Source organism: Enterobacter sp. Ag1 (genome assembly GCA_000277545.1).
Taxonomy (GTDB): Bacteria; Pseudomonadota; Gammaproteobacteria; order Enterobacterales; family Enterobacteriaceae; genus Cedecea.
In genome coordinates this window covers 173,831-186,676 of the sequence record AKXM01000008.1, presented here as the reverse complement: position 1 = coordinate 186,676, position 12,846 = coordinate 173,831, and the positions used below count along the sequence as shown (strand labels likewise).

Annotated in this window: 12 protein-coding genes; 6 read left to right on the top strand and 6 right to left on the bottom strand. The window is 53.7% G+C overall.

What is annotated here, in order from left to right; genetic code table 11:
- Nucleotides 1-657 precede the first annotated feature (657 nt).
- The gene (gene fghA / locus A936_RS05030) at nt 658-1,494 is read right to left on the bottom strand and encodes an S-formylglutathione hydrolase (RefSeq protein WP_008455256.1); all 837 of its coding nucleotides are present in this window, start codon (nt 1,492-1,494) and stop codon (nt 658-660) included.
- 238 nt (nt 1,495-1,732) lie between these two features.
- On the opposite strand from fghA, the gene folE reads away from it, so the two are divergent.
- From folE to mglC, 6 genes are all read left to right on the top strand, one after another.
- Nucleotides 1,733-2,398: a GTP cyclohydrolase I FolE gene (gene folE / locus A936_RS05025; protein ID WP_008455254.1), complete on the top strand. Its 666-nt coding sequence runs from the start codon at nt 1,733-1,735 to the stop codon at nt 2,396-2,398.
- Nucleotides 2,399-2,418: 20 nt separating this feature from the next.
- Complete coding sequence (gene yeiB, locus A936_RS05020; protein ID WP_008455252.1) at nt 2,419-3,576, top strand: DUF418 domain-containing protein YeiB; 1,158 nt, start codon at nt 2,419-2,421, stop codon at nt 3,574-3,576.
- 122 nt (nt 3,577-3,698) lie between these two features.
- Nucleotides 3,699-4,754: an HTH-type transcriptional regulator GalS gene (galS, locus tag A936_RS05015; protein ID WP_008455251.1), complete on the top strand. Its 1,056-nt coding sequence runs from the start codon at nt 3,699-3,701 to the stop codon at nt 4,752-4,754.
- Nucleotides 4,755-5,037: 283 nt separating this feature from the next.
- The gene (gene mglB / locus A936_RS05010; RefSeq protein ID WP_008455250.1) at nt 5,038-6,033 is read left to right on the top strand and encodes a galactose/glucose ABC transporter substrate-binding protein MglB; all 996 of its coding nucleotides are present in this window, start codon (nt 5,038-5,040) and stop codon (nt 6,031-6,033) included.
- 201 nt (nt 6,034-6,234) lie between these two features.
- On the top strand, nt 6,235-7,755 hold the full coding sequence (gene mglA / locus A936_RS05005) for a galactose/methyl galactoside ABC transporter ATP-binding protein MglA (protein ID WP_008455249.1): 1,521 nt from the start codon (nt 6,235-6,237) through the stop codon (nt 7,753-7,755).
- A 20-nt stretch (nt 7,756-7,775) separates the two neighbouring features.
- Nucleotides 7,776-8,786, top strand: coding sequence for a galactose/methyl galactoside ABC transporter permease MglC (gene mglC / locus A936_RS05000; RefSeq protein WP_008455248.1), 1,011 nt, complete (start codon nt 7,776-7,778; stop codon nt 8,784-8,786).
- A gap of 144 nt (nt 8,787-8,930) precedes the next feature.
- Here mglC and A936_RS04995 read toward each other — a convergent pair whose 3' ends face one another.
- The 5 genes from A936_RS04995 to A936_RS04975 all read right to left on the bottom strand — a co-directional run bounded on the left by A936_RS04995 (nt 8,931) and on the right by A936_RS04975 (nt 12,797).
- Nucleotides 8,931-9,554 carry a hypothetical protein gene (locus tag A936_RS04995; RefSeq protein WP_034807793.1) on the bottom strand — a complete coding sequence of 208 codons (624 nt, stop codon included), beginning with the start codon at nt 9,552-9,554 and terminating at the stop codon, nt 8,931-8,933.
- A 282-nt stretch (nt 9,555-9,836) separates the two neighbouring features.
- Nucleotides 9,837-10,556 carry an outer membrane permeability protein SanA gene (sanA, locus tag A936_RS04990; protein ID WP_008455244.1) on the bottom strand — a complete coding sequence of 240 codons (720 nt, stop codon included), beginning with the start codon at nt 10,554-10,556 and terminating at the stop codon, nt 9,837-9,839.
- A gap of 131 nt (nt 10,557-10,687) precedes the next feature.
- The gene (gene cdd, locus A936_RS04985) at nt 10,688-11,575 is read right to left on the bottom strand and encodes a cytidine deaminase (protein WP_008455242.1); all 888 of its coding nucleotides are present in this window, start codon (nt 11,573-11,575) and stop codon (nt 10,688-10,690) included.
- 128 nt (nt 11,576-11,703) lie between these two features.
- Nucleotides 11,704-12,399, bottom strand: coding sequence for a CidB/LrgB family autolysis modulator (locus A936_RS04980; protein WP_008455241.1), 696 nt, complete (start codon nt 12,397-12,399; stop codon nt 11,704-11,706).
- The gene (locus tag A936_RS04975) at nt 12,396-12,797 is read right to left on the bottom strand and encodes a CidA/LrgA family protein (protein ID WP_008455239.1); all 402 of its coding nucleotides are present in this window, start codon (nt 12,795-12,797) and stop codon (nt 12,396-12,398) included. Before A936_RS04975 ends, A936_RS04980 begins: the two co-directional genes overlap by 4 nt.
- Nucleotides 12,798-12,846 lie beyond the last annotated feature (49 nt).

The window sequence follows — 12,846 nt, the reverse complement described above, 5'->3', positions numbered from 1 at the left end:
ACTGGCGCATTACGACAGAATCAATCACCGTATCCTGAGGTTAGATTGAGAGAAAGGTGTAACCCATGTGACCGGTCAGTTCTGTAACCCATGTGACCGGTTCATACAACGCCATGCCCCCTGACAACCCCCGGCGCCCGGCGAGCTCATCGCCGCTGAAGCGGTAAACCCACCGGCTATCACCCAAACATTCGGGGTCGTTCGCGATTCGTTCCCGACGATCGCTCTCTTTCGCTGTTCCCGACAGCTCAACCCCGCCTGAGTTGGGTCATAGCCGGGGGCGATGAGAGCCGGGGACAAGGGCGTGGCTGTGAGACTTACAGCTACCCAAACGTTCAGAGTGGCTGCGGGATTGAAGCGAGGCACGGTTCCGGCTTAAATCGCCTGCGTTTTCTCTCCGACTGGCCAGGGTCCGGGCGTCGGGAACGCATCTCAGCCGACCCAGGACTGGGAGATAAAACGGAGGTCTGCCGCTTCAGCGGTCGATTTATTTGGCCGGGAGTCCGGGTTCTTAGGGGAGTGACGGTGACTCCCCTAAGACGTTCACCGGTGAAGGCGCTACAGATAAAACAGGGATGGAAGTGAACGGAACTATAGCCGATCCTTCAAAGCGCGACTTTGTGACTAAGAGACAGCGTCCAGGTGACAGGCAACGCCCTATCCCCGCAAATACTCCGCATGAAAACGAAGATGATCCTCTACAAACGTCGCGATGAAGTAGTAGCTGTGGTCGCAGCCCGGCTGTATGCGCAGCGTCAGCGGCCAGCCTTTCTCCTGCGCTACTTTCTCAAATTCTTCCGGCCTTAGCTGGTCGGCGAGGAACTGATCGTCATCCCCTTGATCGATAAGCATTGGCAGCTGTGCCGACGGCGAGGCTTTACCCAGCAGGCAGCAGCTGTCCCACTCTTGCCACAAGGATTCATCTTCACCCAAATAGGCTCTAAAGGCTTTTTGCCCCCACGGCACTCGGGTTGGGTTAACAATCGGTGCAAAAGCCGATACCGATCGGAAGCGTCCGGGGTTTTTCAGCGCCATGATCAATGCGCCGTGTCCACCCATGGAATGGCCAAAGATCGACGCTTTTTCGCTGACGCTAAAGTTCTCTGCAATCAGCTGCGGCAGTTCGTCACGCAGATAATCGTACATGCGGAAGTGCGTGGCCCACGGCTGCTGAGTCGCGTTGAGGTAAAAGCCCGCGCCCTGGCCCAGGTCATAGCCTGCGTCGTTAGGGACTTCTTCGCCGCGGGGGCTGGTGTCCGGCATCACCAGAACAATACCAAGCTCGGCCGCTACGCGCTGCGCGCCCGCTTTGGTCGTGAAGTTTTCGTCGTTACAGGTTAGCCCGGAAAGCCAGTAAACCACCGGCGGCGGGGAGGCGCTTGCCGGCGGTGGGAGAAAAATACTGAACGTCATTGGGCAGTTAAGTAGGGTGGACGCGTGGCGCCAGCGCTGCTGCCAGCCTTCGAAACATCGGTGTTCTTCCAGTAATTCCATCCAGAGGATCCTTATCTATTTTCAAGACTTATGAACAACTTTCACTTCACCTGAGTCTAGCCATACCGCATTATGGCCGCAACGGTATTGTTCTCGCCCGCTCAGGCAATGAACGGTATTTTCGATTTCAATAATTATGCCCGGCACTACTGGATTCTAAGCACGTGCTGCCGCACAATAAGCGGACACTTTGCCCCATGAAGGGCAGAGGTCAGCCACACCTGCAGGAGAAAACAGCATGTCATCACTCTCAAAAGAAGCCGCCCTGGTTCATGAGGCGCTGGTTGCGCGCGGTCTGGAAACGCCGCTGCGTCCGCCGTTGCGTGAACTGGATAATGAAACCCGTAAAAGCCAGATTGCCGCCCATATGACGGAAATCATGCAGCTGCTTAATCTCGATTTGAGTGACGACAGCCTGATGGAAACTCCGCATCGCATCGCCAAAATGTATGTCGATGAGATTTTCTCCGGCCTGGACTACGCCAATTTCCCGAAAATCACCGTCATTGAAAACAAAATGAAGGTGGATGAAATGGTCACCGTGCGTGATATCACCCTGACCAGCACCTGCGAGCACCATTTCGTGACCATAGACGGGAAAGCCACCGTGGCGTATATCCCGAAAGATACCGTCATCGGCTTGTCTAAAATTAACCGCATCGTGCAGTTCTTTGCTCAGCGCCCGCAGGTTCAGGAACGCCTGACCCAGCAGATCCTGATTGCGCTGCAAACGCTGCTGGGCACCAACAACGTGGCGGTGTCCATTGATGCGGTGCATTACTGCGTGAAAGCGCGTGGGGTAAAAGACGCCACCAGCGCGACCACCACCACCTCGCTCGGCGGCTTGTTTAAGTCGAGCCAGAATACGCGTCAGGAGTTCCTGCGCGCAGTACGCCACAATTAATCCCCCCCAGGCAGGTATCCGTGGAGAGAAATGTCACCCTGGACTTCGTCCGCGGTACCGCCATTCTGGGCATTCTGCTGCTCAATATTGTCGCCTTTGGCCTGCCGAAGGCGGCTTATCTCAACCCGGACTGGTATGGCGAGATAACCTCCCGCGATGCCTGGACCTGGGCGGTGATGGACCTGTTTGCCGAAGTTAAATTCCTCACGCTTTTTGCGCTGCTTTTTGGGGCTGGCCTGCAAATGCTGCTGGCTCGCGGCTCACGTTGGATCCAGTCGCGGCTGACGCTGTTAGTGCTGCTGGGGTTTATGCATGCGCTGCTGCTGTGGGATGGCGACATTCTGCTGGCATACGGCCTGACCGGGCTGGTGTGCTGGCGGCTGATTCGTGACGCGACGGGGCAAAAGCAGCTGTTTAATACCGGCGTCGTGCTGTACCTCATCGGTATTGGCGTCCTGTTGCTGCTGGGCGTCATTTCAGGTGACGGCATTAATCGCTCCTGGGTGCCGGATGCGGCCAACCTGCAATATGAGCAGTGGTGGAAGCTCGGTGGCGGCGTGGAAGCTATCAGCAACCGCGCCGATTTGCTCTCTTCGAACCTGGTGGCGCTGGGGGCGCAATACGGCTGGCAGCTGGCGGGCATGATGCTGATTGGCGCGGCACTGATGCGCAGCGGCTGGCTGAAAGGGGAGTTTAGCCTGAAGCATTACCGGCGAACCGGTGCCATTTTGATCGTCATCGGCATGGCGATTAACCTGCCGGCAATTTTAGCCCAGTGGCACCTGAAGTGGGATTTCCGCTGGTGTGCGTTGCTGTTACAGGCCCCACGTGAGCTGAGCGCCCCGTTTCAGGCGATTGGCTATGCTGCGCTGGCCTGGGGCTTCTGGCCGCAGCTGTCCCGTTTCCGGCTGGTGGGCTGGATTGCCTGCGTCGGTCGGATGGCGCTGACCAACTACCTGCTGCAAACCATTCTCTGCACAACCTTGTTCTATCGCTTTGGTTTCTATATGAAATTTGACCGTTTGTCGCTGCTGGCTTTTGTGCCTGCGGTGTGGGCGGCGAACATTCTGCTGTCGGTGTTATGGCTGCGCTATTTCCACCAGGGACCGGTGGAATGGCTGTGGCGGCAGCTAACCGCCCGTGCTTCAGGGACCGCCTTACACAAAGCACAGAGATAATGATATTCGTCACAAAGGTTAACGAATTGTATGTAACCGCTTTCATCACTGTGATCGACTTCACGCCGAACCGCCGCCCACTCGCCGCAAAATAGCCACCTTGCCTAAAACAGGGTGCACCTATGAGACCGACTCCCCCAACGCCGATTACCATTCGTGACGTTGCCCGTATCGCCGGGGTTTCAGTAGCGACAGTATCCCGAGTATTAAATAACAGCGCGCTGGTCAGCCCGGAAACGCGCGAAAACGTCATGCAGGCGGTTGCTGAGCTGGGCTACCGTCCAAACGCCAACGCGCAAGCGCTGGCTACTCAAGTGAGCGACACCATCGGCGTGGTGGTGATGGACGTCTCCGATCCCTTCTTCGGGGCGCTGGTCAAAGCCGTGGATGTGGTTGCCCAGCAGCACAATAAATATTTGCTGATCGGCAACAGCTACCACCAGGAAGACAAAGAGCGTCATGCCATTGAAGTGCTGATCCGCCAGCGCTGCAGCGCCCTGATTGTGCACGCCAAGGCGCTGAGCGACGAGGAACTGGCTACTTTTCTGGAGCAGGTTCCCGGCATGGTGCTGATCAATCGCCTCGTGCCCGGCTACGCTCACCGCTGTGTTTGTCTGGACAACGTCAGCGGCGCGGTGATGGCTACGCGGATGCTGCTGAACCAGGGGCATTCGCGCATCGGGTACCTGGCCTCCAGCCATCAAATTGAGGATAACGACCAGCGGCATCAGGGCTGGCTGCAGGCGCTGGCGGAGCAGGGGATCGTGCCGCCGGAGGGCTGGGTCGGCATGGGCACGCCGGATATGCAGGGCGGGGAAGCGGCGATGGTTGAGCTGCTTGGCCGCAATCTGCAGCTTAGCGCGGTCTTTTCCTATAACGACAGCATGGCCGCTGGCGCGCTAACGGCGCTGAAAGACAACGGCATTGCCGTGCCGCAGCATGTATCTATCATCGGCTTCGACGATATTCCCATTGCCCGTTACACCGACCCCCAGCTGACAACCGTGCGCTATCCGGTGGTTTCGATGGCGCGTTTAGCTACCGAACTGGCGTTACAGGGCGCAGCAGGCCAGCTGGATCGTGATGTAACGCACTGTTTTATGCCGACTTTAGTCCGTCGTCATTCGGTGGCGATAAAGCAAAATGTGGCGTCGATCACTCCGCTGTCAAAGAGTTAGATGTAACCGGTTTCAATCTGTGAGTAAATTCACAGTTAATTAACATTGCGCTGACTATTATGTCAGCGTTTTATCAGCTGAAACACGATGTAACGGTGACTGCTCATTTTTAGCGTCGTGATAAGGCCATTAACGCTCATAAAAACGCAGTATTGGATTGTTACCGAACACGGAAGTGCACATTTTTTAGGATAACTTCGGCATTCAGTAACTTTTTTATAACATTACTGTCCTGCCTGGTTTCGAACGCGAACTACCCTGCAAAATAAAAACCGGAGATACCATGAATAAGAAGGTTTTGACTCTGTCCGCCGTGATGTCCTGCATGTTGTTTGGTGCCGCAGCGAACGCCGCTGACCGTATTGGCGTGACGATTTATAAATATGACGACAACTTCATGTCAGTGGTTCGTAAAGCTATCGAGAAAGATGCGAAAGCGTCACCTGACGTACAGCTGCTGATGAACGACTCCCAGAACGACCAGTCCAAACAGAACGACCAGATTGACGTTCTGCTGGCAAAAGGCGTGAAAGCGCTGGCCATCAACCTGGTTGACCCGGCCGCCGCAGGCACCGTTATCGAAAAAGCGCGCGCGCAAAACGTGCCGGTGGTGTTCTTCAACAAAGAACCTTCCCGCAAAGCGTTGGATAGCTACGACAAAGCTTACTACGTCGGCACCGACTCTAAAGAGTCCGGTATCATCCAGGGCGACCTGATTGCTAAACACTGGGCGGCTAACCCGGCCTGGGACCTGAACAAAGACGGCCAGATCCAGTTCGTGCTGCTGAAAGGCGAACCAGGTCACCCGGATGCCGAAGCACGTACCACCTACGTTATCAAAGAGCTGAACGACAAAGGCCTGAAAACTCAGCAGCTGCAGCTGGATACCGCGATGTGGGATACCGCTCAGGCTAAAGACAAAATGGACGCGTGGCTCTCTGGCCCGAACGCTAACAAAATCGAAGTGGTTATTGCTAACAACGACGCAATGGCAATGGGTGCGGTAGAAGCGCTGAAAGCCCACAACAAATCGTCTATTCCAGTGTTTGGCGTAGATGCCCTGCCTGAAGCACTGGCACTGGTGAAATCCGGTGCGATGGCCGGGACCGTGCTGAACGATGCCAACAACCAGGCTAAAGCGACCTTCGACCTGGCGAAAAATCTGGCCGACGGTAAGCCAGCCGCTGAAGGCACCAACTGGAAGATCGAGAACAAAATCGTACGCGTACCTTACGTAGGCGTGGATAAAGATAATCTCGCACAGTTCATCGGCAAATAAATACCCGTCATCCTTCGAGCCGCAGGGGCGTGAACTGCACTCGCTCACCCCAGTTGCTTACTTGATGTAAGCGCCTGGGGATTCTCGAGCTTGTTGCCTGCCTGCAACTCGAATTATTTAGGGTAACGTTTTTTAGTTGTACACGGGCGCAGATACCTGCGCCCGGCTTTAGGCAGGTTACTCAGCGACACAGGTATAATTATGGTCGACAATAACTCAGCTACGCCGACGGAATTTTTGCTGGAAATGACCGGCATTAATAAATCCTTCCCCGGCGTTAAGGCACTGGATAATGTTAATTTAAAAGTACGGCCACACTCTATTCACGCCCTGATGGGTGAAAACGGTGCGGGCAAATCGACATTATTGAAATGCCTTTTTGGGATCTACAGCAAAGATTCCGGCAGTATCCTTTTCCAGGGAAAAGAGGTGAATTTCAGCAGCACGAAAGAGGCGCTGGAAAACGGTATTTCTATGGTGCATCAGGAGCTTAACCTGGTTCTGCAGCGCACCGTGATGGACAACATGTGGCTTGGGCGCTATCCGACCAAAGGCGTGTTTGTCGATCAGGATAAAATGTACCGCGACACCAAAGAGATATTTGATGAGCTGGATATTGATATCGACCCGCGAGCCCGCGTCGGTACGCTGTCCGTTTCTCAAATGCAGATGATTGAAATCGCCAAGGCTTTTTCCTATAACGCCAAAATCGTTATTATGGATGAGCCAACGTCTTCGTTGACGGAAAAAGAAGTTAATCATCTCTTTAAAATTATTCGCAAATTAAAAGATCGCGGCTGCGGGATTGTTTATATCTCCCATAAAATGGAAGAAATATTCCAGCTGTGCGATGAAATTACGATTTTGCGCGACGGGCAGTGGATTGCCACCCAGCCGCTGGAAGGGCTGGATATGGACAAAATCATCGCCATGATGGTCGGCCGCTCCCTGAACCAGCGCTTCCCGGACAAATCCAACGTGCCGGGCGAAGTGATCCTTGAAGTCCGCAACCTGACCTCGCTGCGCCAGCCGTCGATTCGTGATATCTCCTTTGATCTGCATAAAGGTGAAATCCTCGGCATTGCGGGCCTTGTCGGGGCGAAGCGTACCGACATTGTAGAAACGCTGTTTGGTATCCGCGAGAAATCTGGCGGTACCATCAAGCTTCACGGCAAAAAAATCAACAACAGCAGCGCGAACGAAGCGATTAATCACGGTTTTGCGCTGGTGACCGAAGAGCGTCGCTCAACCGGGATTTACGCCTACCTGGATATCGGTTTTAACTCACTCATTTCCAATATTCGTAACTACAAAAACAAGGTCGGCCTGCTGGATAACTCCCGCATGAAAAGCGATACCCAGTGGGTTATCGACTCCATGCGCGTGAAAACCCCGGGGCACCGCACTTCCATCGGCTCGCTGTCCGGCGGTAACCAGCAGAAGGTGATCATTGGCCGCTGGCTGCTGACCCAGCCGGAAATCCTGATGCTGGATGAACCGACGCGCGGCATTGATGTGGGCGCCAAGTTTGAGATTTATCAGCTGATTACTGAGCTTGCCAAAAAAGGGAAAGGGATCATTATCATTTCGTCCGAGATGCCGGAATTGTTAGGGATTACAGACCGTATTCTGGTGATGAGCAACGGGCTCGTGGCCGGAATTGTAGACACCAAAACAACAACGCAGAACGAAATTTTACGTCTTGCGTCTGTGCACCTGTGATGATTTAGGGGCTATTAAAAATGAGTGCGTTAAATAAGAAGAGTTTTCTAACTTATCTAAAAGAGGGCGGCATCTACGTGGTGCTGCTGGTGTTGCTGGCGATCATTATTTTCCAGGATCCGACGTTCTTAAGCCTGCTTAACCTGAGTAACATTCTGACCCAGTCTTCGGTGCGTATTATCATCGCGCTCGGTGTGGCCGGGCTGATTGTCACCCAGGGGACTGACCTGTCCGCAGGGCGCCAGGTGGGGCTGGCGGCGGTTGTGGCGGCTACGCTGTTGCAATCAATGGATAACGTCAACAAGGTGTTCCCGGACATGCACACCATGCCGATTCCGCTGGTGCTGTTGATTGTCTGCGCCGTGGGCGCGGTGATTGGCCTGGTGAACGGGATTATTATCGCTTACCTGAACGTGACGCCGTTTATCACTACCCTGGGCACCATGATCATCGTGTACGGGATCAACTCCCTGTATTACGACTTCGTGGGCGCGTCGCCGATTTCCGGGTTTGACTCCCACTTCTCTACCTTCACGCAGGGCTTTATCGCGCTGGGTAGCTTCCGCCTGTCGTACATTACGTTCTACGCCTTGTTTGCGGTGCTGTTTGTGTGGGTGCTGTGGAACAAAACCCGCTTCGGGAAAAACATCTTCGCTATCGGCGGCAACCCGGAAGCGGCGAAAGTCTCCGGCGTTAACGTGGCGCTGAACCTGATCATGATTTATGCCCTGTCCGGCGTGTTCTATGCCTTTGGCGGGATGCTGGAAGCTGGTCGTATCGGCTCGGCCACCAACAACCTTGGCTTTATGTACGAGCTGGATGCGATTGCGGCGTGCGTGGTGGGCGGCGTGTCGTTCAGCGGCGGGGTAGGGACGGTGGTGGGCGTGGTGACCGGGGTAATTATCTTTACGGTTATTAACTACGGCCTGACCTATATCGGCGTGAACCCTTACTGGCAGTACATCATCAAGGGCGGCATTATCATCTTCGCCGTGGCGCTGGACTCCCTGAAGTACGCGCGTAAGAAGTAATTTCTGCGGTAACCGTATTTTGAGCGGGCGCGGCTTCGATTTTCTGGCATAAGCTGCGCCCCTGATATCTCAGTGTTAATGGCTTTAACACCCTGATACTGCCGTTCATCTTACCCACAGGTGGCACAAATGAAGGTAAATAATTTATCCTGTATATCTTGTACCAGGAAACTGTTTATTAATATTACCTTTAACCACTTTATAGGCTAATTCTCGATCACCTTTTACATATTTAGTGAACGGATTATTCCATACTATACGGTTGGTGGGGGCTGCCATGTAAGCAAAACTGATTCCCTTACTGATGAAGATATCTCGCGCTCTTTCCAGCCAGTTACCCTTTCCAATATAGCAAGCCTGAAATTTGATCACGCCCACGCGGCGTAGAGACATTTTTTTCAAATCATCCGCCAGCGCCTCGGGGCTGTAGTGACCCAGCATATGTTCACTGGCGTGAGCAAAAATATCTATGCGGTCATTTTCCGTCACGGACTGAAGATAGTGGAAGTTGTTATAAATATACTTTTTTTCTTCGCTCTCAGACTCTCGACCTACCAGCTCAAGCATGTCTTTATATTTTGACTTCAGGTAAGCATATTCATGAGGTCGGCGTTTTTTAAAGTTATAGGCAAGCACGACCTCTATTTTTCCAAAGGGCCAGTCATGCGATCTTAATAAAGGTATTTTGCCTGCGGTTCTAAATAAGCTGTTTGTAAATTTCATTTTCTCTATTTTTATGAGGACTAAGGTAGGGGAAGTGAATTCCATGTAATACACTCCGCGGGAATGCATATTATTCAACATTCACCTAAATGGCCTACGAAAGAAAGGTTTTTGGTCTTAATTCATTTTGTTTATGAGTTAAAGGTTGAGAATTAAAGTTTCTCACTTATTGAGATGGAGATATTGCGCTCCGCCAAAATAATATGGGGTGAAAGGCATAAGGGCGAACTCAGATGTCGGATTCAAGGGAATAAGAATGCAGCAGTTGAGGAATTAGGAAAGGCGACGACGGAAGAGGCGCTATCAAAATGAGCGCAATAGTTTATCTCACTTCTTCTCTTTTTTCTGGATTTCCAGCAGTTGCTCCGGCGTAACGGCCGGATAGGCCTGCGCGTCTTCCGGGACTTCCTGCTGCGACGGAATAGGCACTAACGGGCCGAGAAAACGCGGCTCACGCTTGAAGAGATAGAGATCCGCTAATGCCCCCAGGCGAGCGGCAAATTCGCGGGTACGCACGGTCAGCATGTTTTTTGGGGAAGGTACCGCGTAGCACTGCGCCTGAATCCCCATATGCAGGGCGATAAACAGTGCACGCTCGCAGTGGAAGCGCTGGGTGATAATGATGAAATCGTTGGTATCAAAGACTTTACGGGTGCGGACAATCGAGTCCAGCGTGCGGAAGCCTGCGTAATCCAGCACGATATCCGCCGGATCAACGCCGCCGGCGATCAGGTCTTTGCGCATGGTCATCGGCTCGTTGTAGCTTTGCTGCGCGTTATCGCCGCTGAGCAGCAGGTAGTTCACCTTGCCGCTGTTGTAGGCGTTCAGCGCGCCCTGAATACGGTACAGGTAATACTGATTGATGACGCCGGTGCGGTAATACTTGGCGGTGCCGAGCACTACACCCACCTGGCGATAGGGCAAGTCCTGCAGTTCATCGTAGACGTAGGGGGCGGTTTTCCAGCTGATCCAGCGGTCGAGCCCGAGCGCAGCCGCCAGCATTAAGCCGATAACAATAAGCAGGCTGTAAAACACGCGCTTCAACATGGACTTGCAGACTCATTCGCGGGGTGAAATTTCATCCAAGGCTACTTTACCCGGCCCTCAAGAGCAAGAAACGCGGGTTCAGTTGGGGCAAATTTCAACAATGCGAGTGTGGGTACACCCGCAACGGAGAATTATTGAACAATATTAATACGCTCAACGGCTTCACAGCCCAGCGCTTTCAGCGTGGCGGAGGTGGCATCCCACTGCAGCAGCGGCGCATCGATTTTTTCTGCCAGCACGGCGCGCTTAATTTGTGGGTAGTCGTAACCATTCAGAGAAAGCAGGTTCAGCGCGGCCTGCAGCGGCGGAAGGGAAGGGTTAAACGCAGCGTTTTCCGCATAGCATCCGGTGAAGATTTTCCCGTCGACCATTTCCAGCGCAACGCCTGCCGGGGCCTTGCTGTAAGGCGCGTGGCTGCGGTTAGCGGCAGCAATTGCCGCCTGCGTCAGGGTATCCCCCTGCAACGCGAAGCCATGATTCTCTTCGTCCAGCAGCAGCGTTTTGATCTCCAGGTCACGCGGGCCAAAGGCATCCGGCAGATATTCACCCAGAGTGGAAGGCTTGCGGCCAGGCAGATGAATACCCAGCGCGGTGCCGCTGTTCAGTTCATTCATAAACTGACGGCAGTGACCGCAGGGCGTGTAGTTGACCGTGATATCAACCAGGCCTTTTTCGCCGCGCATCCACGCGTGGGTAATGGCGCTTTGTTCGGCGTGCACGGTTTGCTGCATGGTGGCACCCAGAAACTCCATGTTGCCACCAAAATAGAGATTCCCGCTGACGCCTCGCGCGACGGCGCCGACGTTAAAATGAGAGAGGTCTGCGCGGGCACAGGCTGCGGCCAGCGGCAACAGAGCGAAAGCCAGGTCTTGGTCACCCAGCCCGGTTTGATGTTTTAGCGCTTCAACTTCGGCTGCGGTAAACATAGCCGGGAAGTGGTCGTCGGCAAGCAGGGGTTGCAAAGCGGTTTGCAGCGCGGCGGGGAGTTGCACAACGGCGGCATCAAAACGTGAACGCATGTTAAAGCCTCATCAAAGGTAACGGAAACGTAGTTTACGGATCTGTACCGGCCAAATATGTGATCTAGTTCTAATTGTTTATGCAACTTATGAAAACAAATCTGAAAGTGCGCGATCTCTCGCAAGCTTTAGCCGAAAAGCTTCAGCAGTACCGGGAATAAAAACGGAGCGATAAGCGACGTCATGACCCCGCAAATCACCAGCGCCAGCGAGCTAAAAGCCCCTTCCTGGAAGTCCAGTTCCGCACAGCGAGCGGTGCCCAGCGCGTGGGAAGCGGTACCCATTGCCAGCCCGCGTGAGGCTTTGGTATTGATGCGCATCATGTTCAGCAGCGTGTGGCCAAACACCGCGCCAAGAATACCGACGAAGATAACGCAGACGGCGCTGATAGCCGGGATACCACCAATGCCGCCGCCAACCGCCATTGCAATCGGCGTGGTGACGGATTTTGGCAGGACCGAAGCGGCAATTTCCGGGGACGCCCCCATCAATAACGCGATAGAGGTGCCGGTGGACATCGCCACCATGCTGCCAATAAAGCAGATGGTAATAATGGATTTCCAGCGCGCGCGAATCTGGTGTATTTGCTCATAGAGCGGGAAGGCCAGGGCTACAACGGCGGGCTGCAGCAGGTCGTTGAGCACTTCGCTGCCTTTAAAATAGTGGTCGTAAGGAATGCCGGTCAGCAGCAAAAAAGGAATGATCACCACCATGCAAACCAGCAGCGGGTTCAGCAGCGGGGATTTCAACCGGGCGGCCAGCTTGCGGGCGGCAAAAAACACCACCAGCGTTAACGGTAAAGACCACCATATAAAGTGCATCATTTTTTCTCTGCCTCGCCTTCACCAATCACTTTTCTTTCACCGTGTACCAGATGTGAGCTCCAGCTCACGATAACCAGCACCACCAGCGTGCTGATCAAACAGGACACCACCACCGGGCCAAACTGGGCTTTCAGCACGTCGTAATACTGCATCACGCCCACGCCAATAGGGACGAACAGAAGGGCCATATAGCGAATCAGCAAATGGCAGCTGGGTTTTACCCACTTCGCCGGCAGGATCTGCAGCGACAGCAGCACAAACAAAATCAGCATGCCGATAATGCTGCCGGGAATGACGATAGGCAGTAAAGCGGCGACAAAAATACCGGCGTATAAACACAGGTAAATTAAGACAAAAGCGCGAAGATACTGCCAGATTATCGTGAACGAGTTGCGCATGGAGGTTACCCTTTAAGAAACGCATTCATCATACAATTAAACTCAAAAT

Excerpts from the sequence above, each read along its gene's own strand:
- mglC (WP_008455248.1), top strand. The coding sequence starts at position 7,776 with ATGAGTGCGTTAAATAAGAAGAGTTTTCTAACTTATCTAAAAGAGGGC.
- folE (WP_008455254.1), top strand. The coding sequence starts at position 1,733 with ATGTCATCACTCTCAAAAGAAGCCGCCCTGGTTCATGAGGCGCTGGTT.
- mglA (WP_008455249.1), top strand. The coding sequence starts at position 6,235 with ATGGTCGACAATAACTCAGCTACGCCGACGGAATTTTTGCTGGAAATG.
- A936_RS04995 (WP_034807793.1), bottom strand. The coding sequence starts at position 9,554 with ATGGAATTCACTTCCCCTACCTTAGTCCTCATAAAAATAGAGAAAATG.
- galS (WP_008455251.1), top strand. The coding sequence starts at position 3,699 with ATGAGACCGACTCCCCCAACGCCGATTACCATTCGTGACGTTGCCCGT.
- A936_RS04980 (WP_008455241.1), bottom strand. The coding sequence starts at position 12,399 with ATGATGCACTTTATATGGTGGTCTTTACCGTTAACGCTGGTGGTGTTT.
- sanA (WP_008455244.1), bottom strand. The coding sequence starts at position 10,556 with ATGTTGAAGCGCGTGTTTTACAGCCTGCTTATTGTTATCGGCTTAATG.
- cdd (WP_008455242.1), bottom strand. The coding sequence starts at position 11,575 with ATGCGTTCACGTTTTGATGCCGCCGTTGTGCAACTCCCCGCCGCGCTG.
- mglB (WP_008455250.1), top strand. The coding sequence starts at position 5,038 with ATGAATAAGAAGGTTTTGACTCTGTCCGCCGTGATGTCCTGCATGTTG.
- A936_RS04975 (WP_008455239.1), bottom strand. The coding sequence starts at position 12,797 with ATGCGCAACTCGTTCACGATAATCTGGCAGTATCTTCGCGCTTTTGTC.
- fghA (WP_008455256.1), bottom strand. The coding sequence starts at position 1,494 with ATGGAATTACTGGAAGAACACCGATGTTTCGAAGGCTGGCAGCAGCGC.